Source organism: Pseudomonas sp. KD5, from assembly GCF_012932895.1.
In the GTDB taxonomy this organism is placed as follows: Bacteria; Pseudomonadota; Gammaproteobacteria; order Pseudomonadales; family Pseudomonadaceae; genus Aquipseudomonas.
Map to the genome: position 1 here is coordinate 252,297 of NZ_JDWJ01000003.1, position 25,135 is coordinate 277,431.

22 protein-coding genes and 4 tRNA genes are annotated in these 25,135 nt (G+C 59.8%); 19 read left to right on the forward strand and 7 right to left on the reverse strand.

The genetic code is table 11. The annotated features are described in order from the left end of the window. Positions 1–7: 7 nt before the first annotated feature. The 5 genes from ribF (at position 8) to ispH (ending at position 5,837) form a co-directional block, all read left to right on the forward strand. Positions 8–958: a bifunctional riboflavin kinase/FAD synthetase gene (ribF, locus tag AF70_RS08160; protein WP_018925885.1), complete on the forward strand. Its 951-nt coding sequence runs from the start codon at positions 8–10 to the stop codon at positions 956–958. Continuing rightward, entirely contained in the window at positions 959–3,790 is a 2,832-nt protein-coding gene (gene ileS, locus AF70_RS08165; protein WP_019581267.1) for an isoleucine--tRNA ligase, read from the forward strand. Continuing rightward, positions 3,783–4,295 (forward strand): signal peptidase II, encoded by a 513-nt coding sequence (gene lspA / locus AF70_RS08170; RefSeq protein WP_019581266.1) that lies wholly within the window; start codon positions 3,783–3,785, stop codon positions 4,293–4,295. The genes ileS and lspA overlap by 8 nt, the downstream gene beginning before the upstream one ends. 7 nt (positions 4,296–4,302) lie before the next feature. Beyond that, a complete protein-coding gene (gene fkpB, locus AF70_RS08175; RefSeq protein WP_172901223.1) occupies positions 4,303–4,740 on the forward strand; it encodes an FKBP-type peptidyl-prolyl cis-trans isomerase in 438 nt (145 codons plus the stop codon). 149 nt (positions 4,741–4,889) lie between these two features. Further along, positions 4,890–5,837 (forward strand): 4-hydroxy-3-methylbut-2-enyl diphosphate reductase, encoded by a 948-nt coding sequence (gene ispH / locus AF70_RS08180; protein WP_018925888.1) that lies wholly within the window; start codon positions 4,890–4,892, stop codon positions 5,835–5,837. Here the strand turns inward: ispH and AF70_RS08185 are convergent. Further along, entirely contained in the window at positions 5,806–6,363 is a 558-nt protein-coding gene (locus tag AF70_RS08185; protein ID WP_019581264.1) for a GspH/FimT family protein, read from the reverse strand. The two genes, ispH and AF70_RS08185, sit on opposite strands and share 32 nt — an antisense overlap. 131 nt (positions 6,364–6,494) lie before the next feature. Between AF70_RS08185 and AF70_RS08190 the strand changes: the two genes are divergently transcribed. The 7 genes from AF70_RS08190 to thiO are packed head-to-tail and all read left to right on the forward strand — an operon-like array spanning position 6,495 to position 13,295. After that, positions 6,495–6,968, forward strand: coding sequence for a GspH/FimT family pseudopilin (locus AF70_RS08190; RefSeq protein ID WP_019581263.1), 474 nt, complete (start codon positions 6,495–6,497; stop codon positions 6,966–6,968). After that, positions 6,965–7,414, forward strand: a complete 450-nt coding sequence (gene pilV / locus AF70_RS08195; protein ID WP_019581262.1) for a type IV pilus modification protein PilV — start codon at positions 6,965–6,967, stop codon at positions 7,412–7,414. The genes AF70_RS08190 and pilV overlap by 4 nt, the downstream gene beginning before the upstream one ends. Further along, complete coding sequence (locus AF70_RS08200; RefSeq protein ID WP_018925892.1) at positions 7,411–8,124, forward strand: PilW family protein; 714 nt, start codon at positions 7,411–7,413, stop codon at positions 8,122–8,124. Before pilV ends, AF70_RS08200 begins: the two co-directional genes overlap by 4 nt. A gap of 11 nt (positions 8,125–8,135) precedes the next feature. Then, a complete protein-coding gene (locus AF70_RS08205) occupies positions 8,136–8,615 on the forward strand; it encodes a PilX N-terminal domain-containing pilus assembly protein (protein WP_019581260.1) in 480 nt (159 codons plus the stop codon). Next, positions 8,602–11,724, forward strand: coding sequence for a pilus assembly protein (locus AF70_RS08210; RefSeq protein WP_028938882.1), 3,123 nt, complete (start codon positions 8,602–8,604; stop codon positions 11,722–11,724). Before AF70_RS08205 ends, AF70_RS08210 begins: the two co-directional genes overlap by 14 nt. Before the next feature lie 13 nt (positions 11,725–11,737). After that, positions 11,738–12,139, forward strand: coding sequence for a type IV pilin protein (locus tag AF70_RS08215; RefSeq protein WP_019581258.1), 402 nt, complete (start codon positions 11,738–11,740; stop codon positions 12,137–12,139). 55 nt (positions 12,140–12,194) lie between these two features. After that, positions 12,195–13,295: a glycine oxidase ThiO gene (gene thiO, locus AF70_RS08220; protein WP_019581257.1), complete on the forward strand. Its 1,101-nt coding sequence runs from the start codon at positions 12,195–12,197 to the stop codon at positions 13,293–13,295. Positions 13,296–13,314: 19 nt separating this feature from the next. On the opposite strand, the gene AF70_RS08225 is transcribed toward thiO, so the two are convergent. From AF70_RS08225 to AF70_RS08240, 4 genes are all read right to left on the reverse strand, one after another. Next, positions 13,315–14,661 carry a sigma-54 dependent transcriptional regulator gene (locus AF70_RS08225; protein ID WP_019581256.1) on the reverse strand — a complete coding sequence of 449 codons (1,347 nt, stop codon included), beginning with the start codon at positions 14,659–14,661 and terminating at the stop codon, positions 13,315–13,317. Next, positions 14,658–16,247, reverse strand: coding sequence for a PAS domain-containing sensor histidine kinase (locus tag AF70_RS08230; protein WP_019581255.1), 1,590 nt, complete (start codon positions 16,245–16,247; stop codon positions 14,658–14,660). Before AF70_RS08230 ends, AF70_RS08225 begins: the two co-directional genes overlap by 4 nt. Beyond that, positions 16,237–16,470 carry a PP0621 family protein gene (locus AF70_RS08235; RefSeq protein WP_019581254.1) on the reverse strand — a complete coding sequence of 78 codons (234 nt, stop codon included), beginning with the start codon at positions 16,468–16,470 and terminating at the stop codon, positions 16,237–16,239. Before AF70_RS08235 ends, AF70_RS08230 begins: the two co-directional genes overlap by 11 nt. A gap of 136 nt (positions 16,471–16,606) precedes the next feature. Continuing rightward, positions 16,607–17,623, reverse strand: coding sequence for an outer membrane protein assembly factor BamD (locus AF70_RS08240; RefSeq protein ID WP_018925899.1), 1,017 nt, complete (start codon positions 17,621–17,623; stop codon positions 16,607–16,609). A gap of 151 nt (positions 17,624–17,774) precedes the next feature. Between AF70_RS08240 and rluD the strand changes: the two genes are divergently transcribed. From rluD to AF70_RS08275, 7 genes are all read left to right on the forward strand, one after another. After that, positions 17,775–18,737, forward strand: coding sequence for a 23S rRNA pseudouridine(1911/1915/1917) synthase RluD (gene rluD, locus AF70_RS08245; RefSeq protein WP_007901932.1), 963 nt, complete (start codon positions 17,775–17,777; stop codon positions 18,735–18,737). After that, complete coding sequence (gene pgeF, locus AF70_RS08250; protein ID WP_028938883.1) at positions 18,734–19,456, forward strand: peptidoglycan editing factor PgeF; 723 nt, start codon at positions 18,734–18,736, stop codon at positions 19,454–19,456. The genes rluD and pgeF overlap by 4 nt, the downstream gene beginning before the upstream one ends. A gap of 130 nt (positions 19,457–19,586) precedes the next feature. Beyond that, positions 19,587–22,151: an ATP-dependent chaperone ClpB gene (gene clpB / locus AF70_RS08255; RefSeq protein ID WP_019581252.1), complete on the forward strand. Its 2,565-nt coding sequence runs from the start codon at positions 19,587–19,589 to the stop codon at positions 22,149–22,151. A 299-nt stretch (positions 22,152–22,450) separates the two neighbouring features. Then, positions 22,451–22,526, forward strand: a tRNA-Asn gene (locus tag AF70_RS08260). Between the two features lie 9 nt (positions 22,527–22,535). Further along, positions 22,536–22,612, forward strand: a tRNA-Pro gene (locus tag AF70_RS08265). A 5-nt stretch (positions 22,613–22,617) separates the two neighbouring features. Further along, positions 22,618–22,693, forward strand: a tRNA-Lys gene (locus tag AF70_RS08270). Positions 22,694–22,788: 95 nt separating this feature from the next. Continuing rightward, positions 22,789–22,865 (forward strand) — tRNA-Pro (locus tag AF70_RS08275). Positions 22,866–23,049: 184 nt separating this feature from the next. Here the strand turns inward: AF70_RS08275 and AF70_RS08280 are convergent. Together AF70_RS08280 and AF70_RS08285 are read right to left on the reverse strand one after the other, a co-directional pair. After that, a complete protein-coding gene (locus AF70_RS08280; RefSeq protein ID WP_019581251.1) occupies positions 23,050–23,451 on the reverse strand; it encodes an EF-hand domain-containing protein in 402 nt (133 codons plus the stop codon). Positions 23,452–23,791: 340 nt separating this feature from the next. Then, positions 23,792–25,090: an NAD(P)/FAD-dependent oxidoreductase gene (locus AF70_RS08285; protein WP_019581250.1), complete on the reverse strand. Its 1,299-nt coding sequence runs from the start codon at positions 25,088–25,090 to the stop codon at positions 23,792–23,794. Between the last annotated feature and the right edge of the window lie 45 nt (positions 25,091–25,135).

A 25,135-nucleotide genomic window follows, 5' to 3' on the forward strand; every position in this document is an offset into this window, starting at 1 on the left:
GCGCGTTATGCAGCTGGTTCGAGGTCTCCACAACCTGCGCCCCCAGCATCGGGGCTGTGTCGCCACTATTGGCAACTTTGACGGTGTTCACCGTGGCCACCAGGCTATCCTGGTCCGGCTGCGAGAGCGTGCGCTCGAGTTGGGCGTGCCCAGCTGCGTGGTGATTTTCGAGCCGCAGCCGCGGGAGTTCTTCGCTCCGGACACCGCCCCGGCCCGTCTGGCCCGCCTGCGGGACAAACTGCAGCTGCTGGCCGAAGAAGGTGTCGACCGGGTGTTGTGCCTGGCTTTCAACCATCGCCTGAGCAAACTCAGCGCCAGGGAGTTCGTCGATACCATTCTGGTGGACGGCCTCGGCGTGCAGCATCTGGAAGTTGGTGACGATTTCCGGTTTGGCTGCGACCGGCTGGGGGATTTCGACTACTTGCAACAGGCCGGCGTCCTTCAGGGCTTTACCGTCGAAGCGGCGCAGACCGTCGAGCTGGACGGCATTCGTGTCAGCAGCACTCAGGTCCGCAATGCCCTGGCCGCTGCCGATTTCGCCTTGGCCGAACAACTGCTCGGTCGCCCGTACCGGATTGCCGGTCGGGTCCTGCATGGCCAGAAGCTGGCGCGCCAGTTGGGTACGCCCACGGCCAACGTGCAACTCAAGCGTCGTCGTGTGCCGTTGAGCGGGGTTTACCTGGTCAGCGTCGACATCGATGGCAAGACCTGGCCAGGCGTCGCCAATATTGGTGTGCGGCCAACGGTCGAAGGGGATGGCAAAGCCCACCTCGAAGTGCACCTTTTAGATTTTGCCGGCGATCTGTATGACCGGCGTTTGACGGTGGTTTTCCACCACAAGCTGCGTGAAGAGCAGCGTTTCGCCTCTCTGGAGGCGCTTAAGACGGCGATCAATGCGGATATCGCCGCCGCCCGTGCCCTGTCGCACCTAGCGCCAATCGCTAATGAAGAGCCTTAAATGACCGACTATAAAGCCACGCTAAACCTTCCGGACACCGCCTTCCCAATGAAGGCCGGCCTGCCTCAGCGCGAACCGCAGATTCTGCAGCGCTGGGACAGCATTGGCCTGTACGGTAAGTTGCGCGAGATTGGCAAGGATCGTCCGAAGTTCGTACTGCACGACGGTCCTCCGTACGCCAACGGCACGATTCACATCGGTCATGCGCTGAACAAGATTCTCAAGGACATGATCATCCGCTCGAAAACCCTGTCGGGTTTCGACGCACCTTATGTTCCGGGCTGGGACTGCCACGGTCTGCCGATCGAGCACAAAGTCGAAGTGACCCATGGCAAGAACCTGGGCGCCGACAAGACCCGCGAACTGTGCCGTGCCTACGCCACCGAGCAGATCGAAGGCCAGAAGTCCGAATTCATCCGTCTGGGCGTGTTGGGCGACTTCGCCAACCCCTACAAGACCATGGACTTCAAAAACGAGGCCGGTGAAATCCGCGCCCTGGCGGAAATCGTCAAGGGTGGCTTCGTGTTCAAGGGCCTGAAGCCTGTGAACTGGTGCTTTGACTGCGGTTCGGCCCTGGCTGAAGCGGAAGTTGAGTACGAGAACAAAAAGTCCGCGACCATCGACGTGGCCTTCCCGATCGCTGATGAGGCCAAACTGGCTGCCGCGTTCGGTCTGCCATCGTTGGCCAAGCCTGCTTCGATCGTGATCTGGACCACCACGCCGTGGACCATCCCGGCCAACCAGGCGCTGAACGTTCACCCGGAGTTCAACTACGCCCTGGTCGACGTCGGCGACAAGCTGCTGGTACTGGCTGAAGAGCTGGTCGAATCCTGCCTGGCCCGCTACAGCCTGGAAGGTTCGGTGATCGCCACCACCACTGGTAAAGCACTGGAACTGATCAACTTCCGTCACCCGTTCTACGATCGCCTGTCGCCGGTTTACCTGGCCGACTACGTTGAGCTGGGCGCGGGCACCGGCGTGGTTCACTCCTCGCCAGCCTACGGCGTAGACGACTTCGTGACCTGCAAGAAGTACGGCATGGTCAACGATGACATCATCAATCCGGTGCAAAGCAATGGCGTGTATGTGCCATCGCTGGAGTTCTTCGGCGGCCAGTTCATCTGGAAGGCCAATCCGGCCATCGTCGATAAACTGACCGAAGTCGGCGCGCTGCTGCACACCACCACCATCGAACACAGCTACATGCATTGCTGGCGTCACAAGACCCCGCTGATCTACCGCGCCACCGCGCAGTGGTTCATCGGCATGGACAAAGAGCCAGCAGCGGGCGACACCCTGCGCAAACGCGCGATCAAAGCCATCGAAGACACCAAATTCGTCCCGGCCTGGGGCCAGGCACGCCTGCACTCGATGATCGCCAACCGTCCGGACTGGTGCATCTCCCGTCAGCGCAACTGGGGCGTGCCGATCCCGTTCTTCCTGAACAAGGAAAGCGGCGAACTGCACCCACGCACCGTCGAACTGATGGAAATCGTCGCCCAGCGCGTCGAAGTCGAAGGCATCGAAGCCTGGTTCAAGATGGACGCCGCCGAGTTGCTCGGTGAAGAAGCACCGCTGTACGACAAGATCAGCGACACCCTGGACGTCTGGTTCGACTCGGGCACCACGCACTGGCACGTCCTGCGCGGTTCGCACCCGATGGGTCACGAGACCGGCCCACGCGCCGACCTGTACCTGGAAGGTTCGGACCAGCACCGCGGCTGGTTCCACTCGTCGTTGCTGACCGGTTGCGCCATCGACGACCACGCACCGTACCGCGAACTGCTGACCCACGGTTTCACCGTCGACGAATCCGGTCGCAAAATGTCCAAGTCCCTGGGCAACGTGATCGCGCCGCAGAAGGTCAACGACACCCTGGGCGCCGACATCATGCGTCTGTGGGTAGCGTCTACCGACTACTCGGGTGAGATGGCGGTTTCCGAGCAGATCCTGCAACGCAGTGCGGACGCCTACCGGCGCATCCGTAACACCGCGCGCTTCCTGCTTTCCAACCTGACCGGTTTCAACCCGGCCACCGACCTCCTGCCGGCCGAAGAAATGCTCGCCCTGGACCGTTGGGCCGTGGATCGCACGCTGTTGCTGCAACGCGAGCTGCAGGAGCACTACGGCGAATACCGCTTCTGGAACGTCTATTCCAAGATCCACAACTTCTGCGTGCAGGAGCTGGGCGGTTTCTACCTGGACATCATCAAGGACCGCCAGTACACCACTGGCGCCGACAGCAAGGCCCGTCGTTCGTGCCAGACCGCGCTGTTCCACATCAGCGAAGCGCTGGTGCGCTGGATCGCGCCGATCCTGGCGTTCACCGCCGACGAGCTGTGGCAATACCTGCCGGGCGAGCGTAACGAGTCTGTGATGCTCAACACTTGGTACGAAGGCCTGAGCGAACTGCCGGAAGGCTTCGAGCTGGATCGCGCTTACTGGGACCGGATCATGGCGGTCAAGGTGGCGGTCAACAAGGAAATGGAAATCCAGCGTGCAGCCAAGGCCGTCGGTGGCAACCTGCAAGCCGAAGTGACGCTGTTCGCCGAAGACGCGCTGAGCGCCGACCTGGCCAAGCTGAGCAACGAGCTGCGTTTCGTGCTGATTACTTCGACCGCCAGTGTCGCGCCATTGGTGCAGGCACCGGCCGATGCCGTGGTCACCGAAGTCAGCGGCCTGAAGCTCAAGATCGTCAAGTCGGCTCACGCCAAGTGCGCCCGTTGCTGGCACTGCCGTGAAGACGTCGGCGTGAACCCGGAACATCCGGAAATCTGCGGTCGTTGCGTCGACAACATCAGCGGCGCGGGCGAGGTTCGTCACTATGCCTAATGCGGCTGGCCGTTTCGGACGGCTGAGCTGGCTCTGGTTGAGTTTGCTGGTCCTGGTCATTGACCAGGCCAGCAAGTTCTACTTCGAAGGCAAGCTCGAGATGTACCAGCAAATCGTGGTGATCCCCGATTTGTTCAGCTGGACCCTGGCCTACAACACCGGGGCGGCGTTCAGCTTCCTGGCTGACAGCTCCGGCTGGCAGCGCTGGTTGTTTGCGTTGATCGCGGTGGTGGTCAGTGCGGTGCTGGTGATCTGGCTCAAGCGCCTGGGGCGCAACGACACCTGGCTGGCGATTGCGCTGGCCCTGGTGCTGGGTGGCGCGCTGGGCAATCTGTACGACCGCATTGCCTTGGGCCATGTGATCGATTTCATTCTGGTGCACTGGCAGAACCGCTGGTATTTCCCGGCGTTCAACTTTGCTGACAGCGCCATTTCTGTCGGTGCCGTAATGCTCGCGCTGGATATGTTCAAAAGTAAGAAGACCGGAGAAACCGTTCATGACTGAACAGGTATTGGCTGAACAACGTATCGGCCAGAACACGGAAGTCACCTTGCACTTTGCATTGCGCCTGGAGAACGGCGACACCGTCGACAGCACTTTCGACAAAGCCCCGGCGACCTTCAAGGTCGGCGACGGCAACCTGTTGCCAGGCTTCGAGGCCGCGCTGTTCGGCTTCAAGGCCGGCGACAAACGCAGCCTGTCCATCGAGCCGGAAAACGCTTTTGGCCAGCCTAACCCGCAAAACGTGCAGGTCATCCCGCGCTCGCAGTTCCAGGACATGGAACTGTCGCCAGGATTGCTGGTGATCTTCAATGATGCCGCCAATACCGAGCTGCCGGGCGTGGTGAAGGAATTCGATGACGCGCAAGTGACCATCGACTTCAACCACCCGCTCGCCGGTAAGACCTTGACCTTTGACGTCGAGATCATCAACGTCAAAGCGTTGTAACTGACCGAATACGGTCACCTGTAGGAGCAGAGCTTGCTCGCGAAGGCGTCATCACATTCAGCATCAATGTTGACTGACACACCGCTTTCGCGAGCAAGCTCTGCTCCTACAATGATCTAACTTCTTGCGCGCAAGACACGAGGCACAGCATGCAAATCAAACTCGCCAACCCCCGTGGCTTCTGCGCCGGTGTGGACCGGGCGATCGAAATCGTCAACCGCGCCCTGGAAGTCTTCGGGCCGCCGATCTATGTGCGCCACGAAGTGGTCCACAACAAATTCGTCGTCGAAGACCTGCGTGCCCGTGGGGCGATCTTCGTCGAGGAACTGGATCAGGTGCCGGACGACGTGATCGTGATCTTCAGCGCTCACGGCGTTTCCCAGGCCGTGCGTACCGAAGCCACAGGTCGTGGCCTGAAGGTGTTCGACGCGACCTGCCCGCTGGTGACCAAGGTGCACATCGAAGTCGCGCGTTACAGCCGTGACGGCCGTGAATGCATCCTTATCGGTCATGCCGGCCATCCGGAAGTCGAAGGCACCATGGGCCAGTACGATGGCAGCAATGGTGGCGCGATCTATCTGGTCGAAGACGAGAAAGATGTCGCCGAGTTGCAGGTGAACAACCCTGAAAAACTGGCTTTCGTTACCCAGACCACCCTGTCCATGGACGACACCAGTCGCGTGATCGACGCCCTGCGTACGCGTTTTCCGGCGATCGGTGGTCCGCGCAAGGACGACATCTGCTACGCCACGCAAAACCGTCAGGACGCTGTCAAGCAACTGGCGGACGAGTGCGACGTGGTGCTGGTGGTCGGCAGCCCGAACAGCTCCAACTCCAATCGTCTGCGTGAACTGGCCGAACGCATGGCCACTCCGGCCTATCTGATCGATGGCGCCGAAGACCTGCAAAAGAGCTGGTTCGACGGTGTCGAGCGCATTGGCATCACGGCCGGTGCCTCCGCTCCGGAAGTGCTGGTGCGTGGCGTGATCCAGCAACTGCAGGCCTGGGGTGCCACGGGGGCCGATGAACTGGCCGGCCGCGAGGAGAACATCACCTTCTCCATGCCTAAAGAGCTGCGCGTGCGTTCGCTGCTGTAATACTTTCCGCCTTTCGACACAGCGCCTGCTCAGCCTTACGGTTGGCCAGGCGCACTCGACCGCTCGCCGCCAGCACCACCTGGAGCTGGCTGACCGGCTCGCGAGCCGAGCAAATATGTAGCGTCCCTGCCTGAAATGCCCGCCCGGGCATCAGCGGTTGGCCCAGACTGCTGAAACGCACGAAACGCCTGACCCACCAATTGCCGACAATCGGCGTTCGCGCATCACCTGCGCGCTCGACCAGTAGCGGATTGCTGCTGTCCTCTGGCCCTTTGCCGCTGATGTCCAGAATGATCCGCCAGCCCTGGCTCCAATCGCCGTTGATGCCATGAATGACCACGCTCTGGTTGCGGGTTATGGCCAGGGTTCTGGCCTGCCGGATCCCGCTGATCAGCGACTCGGCCGCCTGCTCCCGATGATTCGATTCCGTCAGTGCAGCGAACGCCGGACTGACCAAGTGCAGAACAATCCCGACAATCGTCAGTCCCATGAGCAGTCCGATCAGGCTGAAACCTTGCTGATGCATGTCATCTCCCTCCATGGAGTGCTGCGGCCCGCGCGATCCTTGCGCGAGTAATGGCAAAACAACCGTACATCTGTCGGTCGAATGTTCTAGCGTGTAGAAGCAGGTATAGCCGACGGCAACGGAGGGCACTGATGGATCATCGTACAAAAGGTTTCACGCTGATCGAGCTGCTGGTCACGCTCGCGGTGTTTCTGATCCTGATTACACTGGCCGTTCCGGCGTTCACCCGCTCGGTGCAAAGCAACAAGGCCGACACCGAGGTCGGCGATTTGCAACGGGCACTCAATTACGCACGGCTTGAGGCGATTGATCGGGGCCTCACCACTCGGGTTCGCCCGACGGCCGGCGGCAGTGTCTGGACCGGTGAGCTGAGCGTTTATGACAGTACTGGCAATCCGGCCAATGTATTGCGGGTTGTTCCAGCGATGAGCAGCGGAGCAACTCTGACGCTAACCTCAGGAGTGACCGCGATTGATTTCAACAATCTCGGCGGCTTGGCAGCGCCGTCCACTGCGGTGGTGATCAGTTATGTGCTGGGGGCGCAAAGCAGGACGCTGAATGTGTGTTTGAACGGACGAATTCTATTGGGTGGAAGTTGCGGATGAGGGGTTGGAGCAAGCGTGCACAGGAGGGCATGACGCTGATCGAGGTACTGGTCGCGTTGTTGGTGCTGGCTGTGGGTCTGTTGGGCGCGGCGGCGATTCAGCTCAATGCGCTGAAGTACACCGACAGCTCACGGATGACCAGCCAGGCGAGTTTTATCGCCTACGACATGATGGACCGCATTCGCGCCAACTCCGGCGCCGATTACACCGTCACGCCACCGACCTCGGGCAACCTGAGCGTGGCCCGGGATCAGGACCTCTACGACTTCACCACCAATATCGTCAATTTCGGCGGCGCCACGGCCACCGGCAGCATTGTCCGCTACCAGCGGGTGTACACCATCACCATTACCTGGGACGACTCCCGGGCTGCCAATGTCGCCGATTCGCGCCGCAGTTTCGTCCTCACCAGCCGTGCCACCGTTGATCCGGTGACGACACCATGAACAGAACCAGCAGAGGTTTCGGCCTGATCGAATTGCTGATCGCCCTGGCGTTGAGCCTGATCGTGGTCCTGGGCGTGGCGCAGATTTTTATCGCCGCCAAAAACACCTACGTCAGCCAGAACACCGCCGCCGGGATGCAGGAAGATGCGCGGTTCGTCCTGAGCAAGATGATTCAGGAAATTCGCATGGTCGGCATGTTCGGTTGCCTGGGTACGATTACCGATGCCAGCTCGGCGGGGGATTTCAATGCCAGCCTGCTCACGCCGATCAGTTGGGACAATGCCAATCTCAAATTAACTCTGGTCACCGCAGATGTCGGCGGCAGTGGCGGAGTGCCGACTTGGACGGTGGTTTCCGACTGCCGAAATACTGCGACGGCCTACACCGGTTTACGCACGCCGGCATCGGGGCAGTTGGCGTTTCCGATCCGGCGGCTGGTCTACAGCTTCAGCAACAACCAACTGCTGATGGGCTCCGGCACTGGCACGCCGACTCAGGCGGTGCTGGTAAACAACGTCAGTGCCTTTGGCGTGAGCTTCGGCATCGCCAGTTCAGCCACGGACACAGCCGCTTCCAGCTACAGCAGTAATCCGTCCGATCCGGCGCGAATCCGCAGTGTGCGGCTAACGCTGACCCTCACCGACCCGAACAATCGGGTCCGCAATCAAACCTTCAACGTAGTTGCCGCCTTGCGCAACCGGTTGCAATGAGGGGAGGGCCGATGAGTCGTGCGCCCATGACATCTCACGCCCAGCGCGGCATGGCGCTGCTGGTCAGCCTGGTGTTTCTCCTGGTGCTGACATTGATCGGTCTCTCGTCGATGCAGAGCGCCACGTTGCAGGAGAAAATGACCAGCAGCGTGATCCTGCGCAACCAGTCGTTCCAGGGCGCGGAAGCGGCGTTGCGGGTCGGTGAAAGCGCGGTGCAACTGAACTCCTACTCATTGCCGGTCTGCAGTGGCACCAGCCAGTGCGCACCACCGGCCGAGGCGTCGGTCATTACCGCCGCCGGGTTCAACTCCACCTCGGGGGTGAGCTGGATCGCCGTCGGCAACGGCTTTTACGGAGTGCAGAACATCGGTACCACCCTGACGGCCGTGAACGTGCCGAGTAACACATCGGCAACACTTTACCGGGTGACCGCCGTGGGTATCGCGGGCAGCTCGCGCAGTGTGGTGGAGAGTATTTATGCGAAGTACTGAGACCCGCACAGGCTGGCGCCGTTGGTTACTGCAGCTGCTCTGCGGCGCGGCCTTGAGCCTTTACCTGGCCGCGCCGACCTACGCCTTCACGCCCTCGGATTCTCCGCTGTTGAGCGCCGCCGCCGTGCCTCCCAATGTGATGCTGCTGCTCGATGACTCGGGGAGTATGAACAACATTATCTGGGCAGCCGGCTTCGACCCGACGGTCGTACGCACCCCGGTGACGATTTGCCTCTCCAATGGATCGTGCAACAAAGGCCGCGACCTGGACATGACCGATAACAATATCGCCTTGTCGAGTTTGAATCATGGAACATGCTCGAAGGCCGGATGGTACGGTTTTTATAAAAACAGCCTTCTCGGTCTGGATTCGCTTTGCCTGAAGCTTCCCGATCCGGTGGGAAGCGAGGACACGCGGTATACGGCGAATTATTTGTCCTACCTGATTAGCCTGGCCAACAACACTGACCGGGACTTCACCGACGGCTCGATCCCCAACGATTACCGGATGAACGTGGCGCGCAACGTTTCCAAGACGTTGGTGGCCAATAACCGTTCGCTGCGCATCGGCCTGTCGACGTTCAACCTGGCGGTCGGCAACCATAAGGATGACGGTGGTTACATCGCTCGCTCGATCAGCGATTTGTCGGCGGTCAGCGGCACTGTGACCCAGGCTCAGGCCGATACCAATTACAACGCACTGATCGCCGGTATCGATGAGTTGAGCGCGCAAGCCAATACGCCACTGGCGGAAGCCTATTACGAGATCACTCGTTATTTCCGTGGCATGGCGCCGTACAACAACTCGACGCCCGACACCTATACCAGTCCGATTCAGTACCGTTGCCAGAAAAATTACGGGGTGGTGATCACCGATGGTCTGCCGACCTACGATCGAACCTTTCCGACCGATGATCCGCTGGGTGGCAGCCGGTTACCGAACTGGGACGGGATCAGCAGTAACGATGGTACCGACCCCTCAGGCGACGATGAAGGCGACACCCTGTACCTGGATGACATTGCCAAGTTCGCTTTCGACATCGACATGCGTTCCACGGGAACCGATGCCACAGGCAATAGCTGGAACGCCCTGGATTTTCCCAAGCAGAACATGAACACCTATACCGTGGGTTTCACCGCTGCAAACCAGATGTTGGTGGATGCCGCGACCTATGGGCAGGGCAAGTATTACCAGGCGAGCGACAGTGCGGGACTTAACAATGCACTGTCTGCAGCCCTGAGCGACATCACTTCCAAGGCCGGTTCAGGTGGCAGTGGCGTGGCCAGCGGCACAACCCTGACCAGCAACTCGAGCTATTTCCAGACCAGTTACGATCCCAAGGACTGGCGGGGTACGATCAAGTCCTTTGGTTTCACGTCGGCGGGCGCGGTTAACACCGCCGCCGTGCTGTGGACGACCGACACCACCATCGTGCCCGGCGCCACTGCGCCGACCTACCAGTCCTGGAACACGCAAACCAACGCCGCGGTCAGCCTGGCTTACAGCAATTTCTCTGCGGCGCAGCAGACAGCCCTCAACCAGGGGCTGCCCACTGGCATCAACGGCAACGATCTGGTGGAGTGGAGCAAGGGCATCAACAAAACCGGGCTGAAAGTTCGCAGTGTATTGCTCGGCGACATCATCAATTCGCCACTCGTGCTGGCCTCACCCACGGACAAAACCGCGTCCGATCTGGTGGCAGACACCAGCTACAGCACTTACCTGACCACCAAAGCCGCCAACATGAATGCCAGCCTGGTGGTGAATGCCAACGACGGTTTTGTAAACATCATCAACTCGGCCAATGGTGTCAGGCGTTATGCCTACATGCCCTCCAGCGTGCTGCCATCGCTGAACGACATCGCTGATCCCACTTACATCAACGGTGTGAGCCACAAGTTTCTGGTCGATGGCCAGGTCGGCGTGTTCGATGCCCAGCTCAATAGCGCCTGGAAAACCCTGGCGATTGGCGGCACGGGGGCGGGCGGCAAAACCTTCTATGCGCTGCAGTTGTTCGACGCATCGGCCGGTAACGAAACTAAAGCGCTGTGGGAAATCAGTGCACCGGCCACGGCCAGTACAGCGAACGTTTTCAATGATCTGGGTTATGCCTATGCGCGCCCCGAAGTGGCACGCTTGGCCGATGGTCGCTGGGCCGCGTTTATCTCCAACGGCTATGGCAGCAACTCCGGGGTGGCGGCGTTGTATGTGGTGGATATTCGCGACGGCTCGCTGATCAAGAAAATCGTGGTCGACAGTACCGAAACCACCAACGGCCTGTCGTCGGTGAAGCTCAGGGTCAACTCGCAGAATGTGGTGCAGGCTGCCTATGGGGGCGATCTGAAAGGGCGGTTGTGGAAGTTCGATTTGAGTGGCACCACCCCTGACACCTGGGGCGTGGCGTTTTCCGGCAAGCCGTTGTTCACCACAGCAGGTGGCGCGACCCAGCCGATTACCGCGCAACCGTTGCTGGCGGATCACGTGTTGGGCGGCAAGGAGGTGTTTTTCGGCACCGGCAAATTCAATGAGGTTGCCGACAAGACCAACAAGGATCTGCAGGCGTTCTACGCGGTATGGGATGCCGAGGGGGGCGCAGGACAAATCACCGTTTCCAGTTTGCAGGCGCAGGCGGTGACCGGCGTGTTTTCGGGCAGTACCGGGCAATTCATCACCACCAGCCAGAACGAGGTGACCTACCCGGCCAAGAAAGGCTGGTACTTGCCCCTGGTATACAACGACGTGCTGACGGGGGAGCGAGTGATCTATCAGGCCAGCCTGGTGTCGGGGCGGATCGTTTTTACCACGCTCAGTGTGGATACCGTGGACCCCTGTGCCAGCTTCGGCACCGGCAAACTGGTCGAACTCGATGCGTTCAGCGGTAAGATGCTCAATTACGCGGTACTCGACACCAATGCCGACGGGGTGGTCGACGGCAACGACACGATTTCCAGCGGGGTGATCTTCACCGGTGGTATCCCGACCCTGAACGCGGTCGTCAATGACGCAACCCGCAAGATTGTGAACGACTCCGGTGGTGGCGTGACCACTCTGGTGGAAAAATCCGGTGGCGGCAGCGGCCGTCGCATCATGTGGCGACAAATACAGTAAGTGAGAGTGAGGCATGCGCAGATCCAACCGAGGTTTTACCCTGATCGAAATCATGATCGTGATTGCGATCATTGGGATCGTCATCACCATTGGCTATCCGAGCCTCACCGAGTACGTAAAAAAGGGCCGCCGTACTGAAGTCGCCGGGTTGCTTTCCGAGCAGGCGCAGATCCTCGAGCGTTTCTATTCGAAGAATAATGTCTACACCAATGCCACTGGCCTCAGCGCTGGCAATGATTTCTACACCATCACCCCGACCCTGACCGATCAGACCTTCCTGCTGACGGCAACACGCAAGGCCGGTTCGACCATGGCCAGCGACAAGTGCGGTGATTTCACTCTCACCAATACCGGTGTCAGGAGTATGGTCAATGCCGCGTCCGGCCTGGCCACCAAGGATTGCTGGGGTCGCTGAGTTCCTTTTCGGGCGCCTTTTGCGCTCTCTGTCTATTGAACGGTTGGATCAGAACATGAGCAGTCAACAGCAAGTGGTGATTGTCGGTGGCGGGGTGATTGGCCTGCTGACGGCGTTCAATCTCGCGTCCGAAGTGCAGAGCGTGGTGCTGCTGGACCGCTCGAACGTCGGTCAGGAATCTTCCTGGGCCGGTGGCGGGATCGTTTCACCGCTCTACCCATGGCGCTACAGCCCTGCGGTCACTGCACTGGCTCATTGGTCCCAGGATTTTTATCCACAGCTGGCCCAGCGTTTGTTCGCTGCCACCGGTGTCGATCCTGAAGTGCACACCACCGGGTTGTATTGGCTGGACCTGGATGACGAGGCCGAAGCACTCGCCTGGGCCGAACGGGAGAACCGTCCGCTGCGGGCTGTGGATATCTCTGCGGCCCACGATGCAGTGCCGGTATTGGGCGCCGGTTTTTCGCGGGCGATCTACATGGCCGATGTGGCCAATGTGCGTAATCCACGGCTGGTGAAGTCCCTCAAGGCCGCCTTGCTGGCGTTGCCGAACGTGACGATCCATGAACAATGCGAGGTCAGCGAATTTATCCGGGAAGGTTCTGCGGTGGTCGGGGTACGGACCTCGATGGGGGCCATTCGGGGTGATGAGGTGGTTTTGACAGCGGGGGCCTGGAGCGGTGACTTGCTGAAAAAGCTGGGCCTGGAGCTGCCGGTCGAACCGGTCAAGGGACAGATGATTCTCTACAAGTGCGCAGCGGACTTCCTTCCGAGCATGGTCCTGGCCAAGGGGCGCTATGCCATTCCCCGGCGTGACGGGCACATCCTGATCGGCAGTACGCTGGAGCATGAGGGCTTCGACAAGACGCCAACCGACACGGCGCTGGAAAGCCTGAAGGCATCGGCGGTGGAGTTGATTCCGGCATTGGCGGATGCCGAGGTGGTGGGGCATTGGGCGGGGTTGCGGCCCGGGTCGCCTGAAGGAATCCCCTATATCGGTCGGGTGCCGGGATATGACGGGCTCTGGCTCAACTGCGGGCATTACCGTAACGGGCTGGTGCTGGCGCCGGCGTCGTGTCAGTTGTTTGCCGATGTGATGCTGGGGCGGGCGCCGATTATTGACCCTGCGCCGTATGTGCCAGCCGGACGAATCTGACAGAAGAGCTGTTAACGGTTCAATCCAGCCCCAATTTCTTCAGCCTGTAACGCATCGACCGAAATGACAGATTCAATCGCTGGGCCGCCGCCGTGCGGTTCCAGCGGGTTTCTTCCAGGGCCTGGAGGATGAGTTTGCGTTCGACGTTTTCCAGATAGGCTTCCAGATTGTCGATCTGTGTCAGGTCTGGCACGCCGCCGTCCGGATTGCAGTTGCCTTCCGCCAGGCGCAGGTCGCTGGCTTCGATCTGTTTGTTCTCGCACAAGGTGTGAGCCCGTTCGAGCATGTTCTCCAATTCCCGCACGTTTCCAGGAAAGCGATAGTTTTTCAGCGCTTCGAGGGCTTGTGGGTGGAGTTTTGCGGGGGGCTGGCCAGTGCTGGCCGCCAGTCGCTTGAGCATATTGTTGGCCAGAAGCTCAATGTCGTCGCGGCGTTCGCGCAAGGACGGTACTCGCAGCTCGATCACGTTCAGGCGGTAGTACAGGTCCTGGCGAAAGCGTTCGGCGGCGACTTCGGCATCGAGGTCTTTGTGAGTGGCGCAGAGGATGCGCACATCGACCACGGTTTCCTGCTGGCCACCGATGCTGCGAACGGCTTTCTCCTGTATGGCCCGCAGCAGTTTGACCTGCATTGCCAGCGGTAGGTCAGCCACTTCGTCGAGGAACAAAGTACCGCCATGGGCAGCCTGGAACAGCCCAGGCTTATCTTCGATGGCGCCGCTGAAACTGCCTTTGCGATGGCCGAAAAACTCGCTTTCCATCAATTCCGACGGGATTGCCCCACAGTTCACCGGGACGAACGGTCGGCTGGCGCGCGGGCCTTGGTCGTGGATAAGTCGAGCGACCAGTTCCTTGCCGCTGCCGGACTCGCCACTGATGTAGACCGGGGCTTGGCTGCGGGCCAGTTTGTCGATTTGTTTGCGCAGGTTGCGCATTGGCAGCGAGTCGCCCAGCAGCCGACGGTCGATGGCGCTGCTGGCGCCGCCTGGCGCTGGCAAGCTCAGGGCGCTGATGACCAGCTCACGCAGGCGGGTGAGGTCGACCGGTTTGGTCAGAAAGTCGAAGGCGCCGGCCTTGAGGGCATTTATAGCGGTCTCCAGGCTGCCGTAGGCGGTGATCATCGCCACCGGCACTTGCGCATAGCGCTGCTGGATGTGTTGTACCAGCGCCAGTCCGGTGCCGTCAGGCAGGCGCATGTCGGTCAGGCACAGGTCGAACGTATCCTGTGCCAGCAGCGCCTGCGCTTCCGCGAGGTTGCGTGCGCTGAAGGTGTCGAGTTTCATCCGTCCCAGGGTGATTTCCAGGAGTTCGCGGATATCCGGCTCGTCGTCGACGATGAGGATTTTTTGCCGTGGGCTCGTGTTCAACTTTGTTTCCGTCCGTGAGCAAAGGTGATGCGAAAGCAGCCGCCGCCTTGGCGTGATTTGAAGTCTAGGCGGGCTTGATTGCTTTCGCACAGCTCACGGGACAGATAAAGCCCCAGGCCAGTACCCTGGCTGCTGGTGGTGAAGAACGGTTCGAACAAGTGCGTGCGCTGCTCCGGCTCGACGCCGGGGCCATCATCGAGCACTTCAAGGGTCGGCAACTGGCTGTCCGGGTCGATAAACAACTCGAGCCAGGCCTGTGCCTGATCATGCTTGAGGGCGCTATGGCGCCAGGCATTGCGCAACAGGTTATCGAGAATCTGGGTCAGCTGATTCGGATCCATCAGGGTTTTGAAGTTTCCCAAGCCGATGCGCAGGTGAATCTGCTGATGTTCTTTCGAGCCCTCGCGGGTTTCGGCGACGAAATGCTCCAGCCACGGCTTCAAATCGAGCCGTTGCGGCACGGTTTGCTGACGACGGGATAGTTGCAGGACGTTTTCGATTACCCGATTCATGCGCTGAGAGTGGTTTTGAATAATCTGCGTCAGACGCCGGTCCGCACCGTTCAGTTCCTCGGATTCCTGCAGTAACTGCGCGGCATGACTAATGGCGCCCAGTGGATTGCGGATCTCATGGGCAATCCCGGCGGTCAGGCGACCTAGGGCGGCGAGTTTCAGTTGTTGGGCCTGTTGGGCGATTTGGGCGAGGTCTTCGAGAAAAACCAGCGTCTGGTGGTGCGGGCTTTGGTCCAGGGCAATGAAGCTTGGTTGCAGCTCGAGGCCGTTGCTGGCGATCTGCAGGCTTTGCGGGCGCAATGTTGGATTGTTGAGCCATAGTTGGAGCCGCTCGACCAACGGCATCGAGTAATCGTCGATCAGCTGGCCGTCCAGTTTTTCCTGCCCCAGCAAGGTCAAGGCGCTGTGATTGGCCAGTTGCACTCGCCGCTGGTCGTCGAGCACCAGAATGCCTGTGCGCATGCGTTGCAGGATCAGTGCGTTGAGGGCTTCGAGACCGAGCACTTCACTGGCCCGCTGTTCGGCCAGGGTTTCGCTGACCTCCAGTCGTCGGGTCAAGCCCTGCACCAGCAGGGCCGCGGCAAAACACAGGGCGCCGAGGGTGCCGATTTGCAGGTAATCACTGGGGCTGGCGGGGTGGTTGAAGCTCAGGATGAAGCTAAAACCCACGATGCCAAGGGCACCGACCGCTGCGATCAGCAGACCGATACGCCCGCGCAGCAAGGTATTGCTGATGGCCACTGAGACGATCAGCAAATTGCCGATGGCGCTGGCCATGCCGCCTGCGGCATAGAACAAGCCGCACAGCAGCAGGACATCGACCAGCGCCAGGCCGAACAGCTGCGCGGGGCGCTGGGTGTTCCCCAGAAAGACCACCAGCAGGATATTCAGCACCAGGTACAACCAGCTGCCGTTGCGCAGCAGGTCGTCATTGGCGAACTTCAGCAACTGGTTGTCCATGTTGCTGGAGATCAACAGCACCAGGGTGATGCCGACGCTTAAGCGGTAGAGGTGATAGAGGCGCAGCAGTCGCTGGGCCTGTTTGTTGCTTGGGCTGGGCGTCTCAGCGATCACTGGGGCCCGGGCCTTGCTCAAGGTGAGCCTGGCTGCAATACCACTGTTGTTCGAGTTTCAACGCGCGGTCGCGGGGCAGGTGTACGCCGCAATGAGCACAGCGAACCATGGGCGGAGCATCTTGCTCGCGCGGCATATTGGCGACCGACGTCGGGCCCTTGAACTTGCGCCAGAACCATACGGCAGCGGCAATCAGGGCGATCCAGAACAATAGACGAAGCATGGTGAGCTGCTTTTTGATTAATGAATTGGCAGTTTAGCCAAGGACGGGTCAAGCGCACAGCGCAATACACTCACCCTAAAGTCCGGCAATAAAAAAGGCGCCTCGAAAGGCGCCTTCCCGGTACAACATCCCCGCGTCAGTCGAACAGACCGAAGGTCATGTGACTGAACCAGGAACGGTCGGTGTTGCTGGACTCGGGTTCCGGTTCTTCGATCACATCGCCGTTTTCATCTTTAGGCTTGAGCTCGTTCGGAATCGCGTCCTTGGCATCCTGGAACTGCTTCTGCACGTCCTGGTTGGCGCGGGTTTCGCCCGGCGGCAGTGGCGGACGGGATTCGATCAGGCCCAGGGTGGCCTTGCTCAGCCACGAACGGTTGTCGGCTTCGGCTACCGATGGCACGAACTGACCGTCCACCAGGCTCGGGTGGTTCGGGTAGTTGAGTTTCAGGGTTTCGAGGCTGGTCGCAGCCAGTTCGTCCAGGTGCAGACGCTGGTAGGCTTCGGTCATCACCGCCAGGCCGTCGCCGACCGATGGGGTTTCCTGGAAGTTTTCCACTACATAACGGCCACGGTTGGCGGCGGCAACGTAGGCCTGACGGGTCAGGTAGTAGTCGGCAACGTGGATTTCATAGGCCGCCAGCAGGTTGCGCAGGTAAATCATGCGCTGCTTGGCGTCCGGCGCGTAGCGGCTGTTCGGGTAGCGGCTGGTCAGCTGGGCGAACTCGTTGTAGGAGTCGCGGGCAGCGCCCGGGTCACGCTTGGTCATGTCCAGTGGCAGGAAGCGCGCCAGCAGGCCGACGTCCTGGTCAAAAGAGGTCAGACCCTTGAGGTAGTAGGCGTAATCGACGTTCGGGTGCTGCGGGTGCAGACGAATGAATCGCTCGGCGGCGGACTTCGCAGCCTCAGGCTCGGAGTTCTTGTAGTTGGCGTAGATGAGCTCGAGTTGAGCCTGATCGGCATAGCGACCGAACGGATAACGCGACTCCAGGGCCTTCAGCTTGGCTGTGGCGGCGGTGTAGCTATTGTTGTCCAGATCGTGCTGAGCCTGCTGGTACAGCTCGACTTCGCTCAGGTTTTCGTCTACGACTTCCTTCGATGAGCAAGCAGCGGTCAATGCGAGGATGGCGATCAGCAGCAGGTGTTTCACTTGCATGGCGGCTTGCGTCCCTATGACGGCCGCTGTCTTGGGCGGGGCCGTCCTGTTATGATGAGTGCCCCGTTGAAAAGCCTCGGGGCAAAAGACGCCGTATTTAACCACAAGCGCGCAGCCGAAACCAAAGGCTGTGCCGACGCCTAGTCTGAGCATGTCCGATAAAATTGAACTTCGCGCAGAGGTGCCGTCCGAATTGGGCGGCCAACGCCTCGATCAAGTCGCCGCACAATTATTCGCTGAGCACTCGCGCTCGCGCCTTTCCGCCTGGATCAAAGACGGCCGCCTGACTGTGGATGGGGCGGTTATCCGCCCGCGAGACATCGTTCACGGTGGCGCCATTCTTGAACTGACTGCCGAGCAGGAAGCTCAGGGCGAATGGATCGCTCAAGACATTGAGCTGGACATCGTCTATGAAGACGACGACATCCTGGTGATCAACAAGCCTGCGGGCCTGGTGGTGCATCCGGCCGCTGGTCACGCCGACGGCACCTTGCTCAACGCCTTGCTGCACCACGTGCCGGACATCATCAATGTGCCCCGCGCCGGTATCGTGCATCGCCTGGACAAGGACACCACCGGTCTGATGGTGGTGGCCAAGACCATTCAGGCGCAGACACAGCTGGTCACGCAATTGCAGAGCCGCAGCGTCAGCCGGATCTACGAGTGCATCGTGATTGGTGTAGTGACCGCAGGCGGCAAGATCAACGCGCCGATCGGTCGTCACGGCCAGCAACGCCAGCGCATGGCGGTGATGGAAGGTGGCAAGCAAGCCGTCAGTCACTACCGCGTGCTCGAGCGTTTCCGCTCCCACACTCATGTGCGAGTGAAGCTGGAAACCGGTCGTACGCACCAGATTCGCGTGCACATGGCGCACATCAACTACCCGTTGGTCGGAGATCCTGCCTACGGCGGTCGTTTCCGTATTCCACCGGCCGCCAGCGTGACCATGGTCGAATCCCTGAAGAATTTCCCGCGTCAGGCGCTGCATGCGCGGTTCCTGGAGCTGGATCATCCGACCACCGGTAAACGCATGAGCTGGGAATCGCCACTGCCGGATGACTTCGTCTGGTTGCTGTCGCTGCTCAAGCAAGACCGCGAGGCGTTCATCGGATGACCTGGCTGACGCCTGACTGGCCCGCGCCGGCCAGCGTCAAAGCCTGCGTTACCACCCGTGCGGGCGGCGTCAGTCTGGCGCCGTTCGACAGCCTCAACCTCGGCGATCACGTCGACGACAGCCCTGAAGCCGTCGCCGAAAACCGCCGTCGTCTCACCGATCGTTTCTCGATTCAGCCGGCCTGGTTGCAACAGGTTCACGGCATTGTCGTGGCCCAAGCGGACCCGAACCTGGTAGCCACTGCCGACGCCAGCTGGACGGCAACACCCGGTATCGCTTGCACAGCGATGACCGCCGACTGCCTTCCTGCGCTGTTTTGCGACCGTGCCGGCACCCGCGTCGCTGCCGCCCATGCCGGTTGGCGCGGGCTGGCGGCGGGTGTGCTGGAGGCGACCCTCGACAGTCTGGCTGTACCGCCCGAAGACGTACTGGTCTGGCTCGGCCCGGCCATTGGCCCTCAAGCCTTTGAAGTCGGCCCGGAAGTGCGCGAAACCTTCGTCCAGCAATTGCCTGAAACCGCTAACGCCTTTGTGCCGAGCCACAATGCTGGCAAATTCATGGCTGATATCTATGAGCTGGCGCGTTTGCGTCTGGCCGCTCGCGGTGTCACCGCTGTTTATGGCGGTGGTTTCTGCACAGTGACCGATCCACGTTTCTTTTCTTACCGCCGCAGTCCTCGCACCGGCCGGTTTGCCTCTCTGATCTGGCTCGAACGCTAGACTTCTCTGATCTGCATCAACTCCACGACGCTTGAATCTCCCAGAATCGACCACATCTATAGCGGTATCTGGCAGGTTTCTTTATTCGGGATGTTTATAGGTCCGGCCTGCTCAAAAGGAAGGTGAACCCATGCGTATAGACCGTTTAACCAGCAAGCTACAGTTAGCCTTGTCCGACGCCCAGTCCCTGGCTGTCGGCCTCGATCATCCGGCCATTGAACCGGCGCACTTGATGCAGGCCATGCTTGAACAGCAGGGCGGTTCGATCAAACCCCTGCTGATGCAGGTGGGTTTCGACGTCAACAGCCTGCGTAAAGAACTGACCAAAGCGCTCGATCAGCTGCCGAAAATCCAGAACCCGACCGGCGACGTGAACATGTCGCAGGATCTGGCACGCCTGCTCAACCAGGCCGATCGCCTGGCCCAGCAGAAGGGTGACCAATTCATCTCCAGCGAACTGGTGCTGCTCGCCGCGATGGACGAGAACAGCAAGCTCGGCAAATTGCTGCTCGGCCAGGGCGTGAGCAAAAAGGCGCTGGAAAACGCGATCAACAATCTGCGCGGCGGTGAGGCGGTTAATGACGCCAACCAGGAAGAGTCTCGGCAGGCGCTGGATAAATACACCATCGACCTGACCAAGCGCGCCGAAGAGGGCAAGCTCGATCCGGTGATCGGCCGTGACGATGAAATTCGCCGCACCATTCAGGTACTGCAACGCCGCACCAAGAACAACCCGGTGCTGATCGGTGAACCTGGCGTGGGTAAAACCGCCATCGCCGAAGGCTTGGCTCAGCGCATCATCAACGGTGAAGTGCCGGACGGTCTCAAAGGCAGGCGCCTTTTGTCCCTGGATATGGGGGCATTGATTGCCGGTGCCAAATACCGCGGCGAGTTCGAAGAGCGCCTCAAGTCCCTGCTCAACGAACTGTCGAAGCAGGAAGGGCAGATCATTCTGTTCATCGACGAATTGCACACCATGGTCGGCGCGGGCAAGGGCGAAGGCTCGATGGACGCGGGCAACATGCTCAAACCGGCATTGGCTCGCGGTGAGCTGCATTGCGTCGGCGCGACCACGCTCAACGAGTACCGTCAATATATAGAGAAGGATGCGGCCCTCGAGCGGCGGTTCCAGAAGGTCTTGGTGGACGAGCCGAGCGAAGAAGACACCATCGCCATCCTGCGTGGTCTGAAAGAGCGCTACGAAGTTCACCACAAGGTGGCAATCACCGACGGTGCAATCATCGCCGCGGCCAAGCTCAGTCATCGCTACATCACGGACCGCCAGTTGCCGGACAAGGCCATCGACCTGATCGACGAAGCCGCCAGCCGCATCCGCATGGAAATCGATTCCAAGCCGGAAGTGCTGGACCGTCTGGAGCGTCGCCTGATTCAGCTGAAGGTGGAGTCCCAGGCGCTGAAGAAAGAAAGCGACGACGCGGCGAAGAAACGTCTGGAAAAGCTGCAGGAAGAAATCGCCCGTCACGAGCGTGAGTATTCGGACCTCGAAGAAATCTGGAACTCGGAAAAAGCCGAGGTCCAGGGTTCGGCGCAAATCCAGCAGAAAATCGAACAGTCCCGTCAGGAACTGGAAGCCGCACGCCGTAAAGGCGACCTGAACCGCATGGCCGAGCTGCAATACGGGGTGATCCCGGACCTGGAGCGCAGCCTGCAAATGGTCGACCAGCACGGCAAAAGCGAAAACCAGTTGTTGCGCAGCAAGGTGACTGAAGAAGAGATCGCTGAAGTCGTGTCGAAGTGGACCGGCATCCCAGTGGCGAAAATGCTCGAGGGCGAGCGCGAAAAACTGATGAAGATGGAAAGCCTGTTGCACCAACGTGTGATCGGTCAGGACGAAGCAGTGATCGCCGTCTCCAACGCAGTGCGGCGTTCCCGTGCGGGGTTGTCCGATCCGAATCGCCCGAGCGGTTCGTTCATGTTCCTCGGCCCGACCGGTGTCGGTAAAACCGAGTTGTGCAAGGCGTTAGCCGAGTTCCTCTTTGATACTGAAGAGGCGATGGTACGGATCGACATGTCTGAGTTCATGGAGAAACATTCCGTGGCTCGTCTGATCGGCGCGCCACCAGGCTACGTGGGCTATGAGGAGGGCGGTTACCTGACCGAGGCGGTGCGTCGCAAGCCTTACTCGGTGATCCTCCTGGATGAGGTCGAGAAGGCCCACCCGGATGTGTTCAACATCTTGCTGCAAGTGCTCGAAGATGGCCGTTTGACCGACAGCCATGGCCGCACGGTGGATTTCAAAAATACCGTGATCGTCATGACCTCCAACCTGGGCTCGGTACAGATCCAGGAACTGATAGGCGATCGCGAAGCGCAGCGTGCAGCGGTGATGGATGCGATTTCCACGCACTTCCGGCCGGAGTTCATCAACCGGGTCGACGAAGTGGTGATCTTCGAGCCGCTGGCTCGGGATCAGATCGCGGGCATTACCGAGATCCAGTTGGGTCGCCTGCGTAGCCGTCTGACCGAGCGCGAGCTGAAGCTTGAGCTGAGTCCGGAAGCGATGGATAAGCTGATCGCCGTCGGTTACGACCCGGTCTATGGCGCACGGCCGCTCAAACGGGCGATCCAGCGCTGGATCGAGAACCCGCTGGCACAGCTGATTCTATCGGGTCGTTTCATGCCCGGAGAGACCGCCAAAGGTGTGGTGGAGCACGACGAAATCGTCTTTGCCTGATCCTCGGTGGCAACAAAATGAAAGAGGCCTCGCATTGCGAGGCCTTTTTTTCGATAGGCTGTTGAACTCAAAGGAAAATGCTTGTAAAGTGCGCCCCGCAGTAAGTCACCCCGAAAGGGTTTCTGCTCCCCAAGCAGGAATCTGAAATAAGTTGCAAATCATTAACTTGAAAGCAATTTAGGGGGTTGACAGAGGTGCTTAAGATTGTAGAATAGCGCGCCTCAGACACACGAACGCAGCGATGCGAACGGGTCGAAGAGGTGAAGCAAGCTTCACAGTTGTAAATTGAAATATGTAGTTCCGTGATAGCTCAGTCGGTAGAGCAAATGACTGTTAATCATTGGGTCCCAGGTTCGAGTCCTGGTCACGGAGCCAATTTCAAACCGGGGTATAGCGCAGTCCGGTAGCGCGCCTGCTTTGGGAGCAGGATGTCAGGAGTTCGAATCCCCTTACCCCGACCATTTTTGGGTCGTTAGCTCAGTTGGTAGAGCAGTTGGCTTTTAACCAATTGGTCGTAGGTTCGAATCCCACACGACCCACCATTTTTGAAACCAGTTAACACTGGGATCGAATCTTAAGATCAGACGCCAAAAGCTCTGTTCGCAGAAGGCGCCTTTCAAAGGTGCCTTTTTTTTACCGGGGTATAGCGCAGTCCGGTAGCGCGCCTGCTTTGGGAGCAGGATGTCAGGAGTTCGAATCCCCTTACCCCGACCATATTAAAAATCCTCGTATCGAAAGATACGGGGATTTTTTTTGCCTCGAACAAATGCAGATTGCTTCCAGTGCAACCGAAGCGCAGGGCAGGGCCGGTGCTTTCGGTAAATCCGCCAGACAAAAAAAGCCCTGCTCATCGGTGGAAAAGCAGGGCTTGCCTCTTCAGGGCTAAGTCTTCGCAGACTTAGCTGTTGTCTTTCAGGTGCTCGAACAAGCCTTTTGGCATTTGTTTGCCATTGGCTTCGTAGTTGGCTTTCACGTTATCGAAAGCCTCTTGCTCCGAGATTTGACCATCGTGGTTGGTGTCGATCTTGTCGAAGTCTGCCTTGGGCGCCACTTTCAGGAACTCCGCACGGGACACCTGACCATCGCCATCGGTGTCGGTCTTGGCCATCGAGGCATCGCCGCACTTGCCTTCGCCACATTTGCCTTCTGGGGTTTTTACCGAAGTTTCGGCGGAGGCGACCATGTAGCCCTGGGTCAGTGGCTGCGCGGCGAATACGGAACCGGACAACATCAGGCCGCCGGCCAGGACAGCGCCGAGCAGGCCAACGGTGTTTTTGCTGAGAGTAGTGGTACGGGACATTACAAATCTCCTGGGTTGCACGACACAACCGTTCGATAAAGGACGCCACGCAAGTGCGGCGATGACCGAAGCAGGCGGTGCCTTGCTCGGGTGTGGCCATTTAGCGGGCGCGGTGTATCGCTACTGTGTCGCGCAAGGAGGGAGTTTGTAAGCGAAGGGGTGAAATCGTGGGGGAGATACAGTGAGACACAGAAGTGTTCACGGGGGTAGACCGAGGCGCCTGCATCGCGGGCAAGCCACGCTCCCACAGTTGATCTTTGTTGGCCGCATATTTGCGTACGACGCAGATCCTGTGGGAGCGTGGCTTGCCCGCGATGGGGCCCTGATAGACGCCGAAAATTTAGTGCAGCTTGAGCCGTGGCTCGGTCCCACGCCCAATCTTGCTACCCAGCATCAACATCGCCGTACGGAACGCGCCATACAGCGCCATCTGGTGCATGCGGTACAGCGACACGTAAAACATCCGTGCCAGCCAGCCCTCGAGCATCACGCTACCGGTCAGGTTGCCCATCAAGTTACCCACAGCCGAAAACCGCGACAGCGAGATCAGCGAGCCGTAGTCGGTGTATTTGTATTCCGGCAGGGCCTTGCCTTCGATCCGCAGTTTCAGCGATTTGGCCAGCAACGAAGCCTGTTGGTGGGCCGCCTGGGCACGCGGCGGCACATTGCGGTCGCTGCCCGGTTGCGGGCAGGCCGCACAGTCGCCGAAGGCGAAGATGTTCTCGTCGCGGGTGGTTTGCAGGGTCGGCAACACTTGCAGCTGGTTGATGCGGTTGGTTTCCAGGCCATCGATGTCCTTGAGGAAACCCGGCGCACGAATCCCGGCGGCCCAGACTTTGAGGCTGGCGTTGATTACCTGGCCGTCGGCGGTAATCAGGCTGTCGGCGGTCACTTCGCTGACCGCGGCATTGGTCATGACGTTGACCCCGAGTTTCTCCAGGGTTTTATGCACAGGCCCGCCGATCCGCTCCGGCAGCGCCGGGAGAACCCGTGGCCCGGCTTCGATCAGGGTGATGTGCATGTTTTCCGGCTTGATCCGGTCCAGGCCATAAGCGGCCAGTTCATGGGCGGCGTTGTGCAGTTCCGCTGCCAGTTCGACCCCGGTGGCACCGGCGCCGACGATGGCCACGCTGATCTGTTGCACGGTGTCGGTCTGTCCGGCGTGCGCGCGCAGGTAGTGATTGAGCAGTTGCTGATGGAAGCGCTCGGCCTGTTTGCGGGTGTCGAGGAACAGGCAGTGTTGCGCCGCGCCTTGAGTACCGAAGTCGTTGGTGGTGCTGCCGACAGCAATCACCAGCGAGTCGTAAGGCACTTCGCGCGCGGGTACCAGTTCAAGGCCAGCGTCGTCGTAGGTGGCGGCCAGCTGGATTTTCTTCTGTGTGCGATCGAGCCCGCTCATGCGCCCCAGCTGGAACTCGAAATGGTTCCATTTTGCCTGGGCAACATAGTTGAGTTCGTCTTCGGAAGAGTTGAGCGATCCAGCGGCCACTTCGTGCAACAGCGGTTTCCAGATGTGGGTCAGGTTCGCGTCGACCAGCATCACACTGGCCGTGCCGCGCTTGCCCAGAGTCTTACCCAGACGGGTAGCCAACTCCAGACCGCCGGCGCCGCCGCCAACGATGACAATACGATGAGTCATGGGGATATCTCGCAAGGCTAAAAGAAATCGGTGCAATTACCCGAG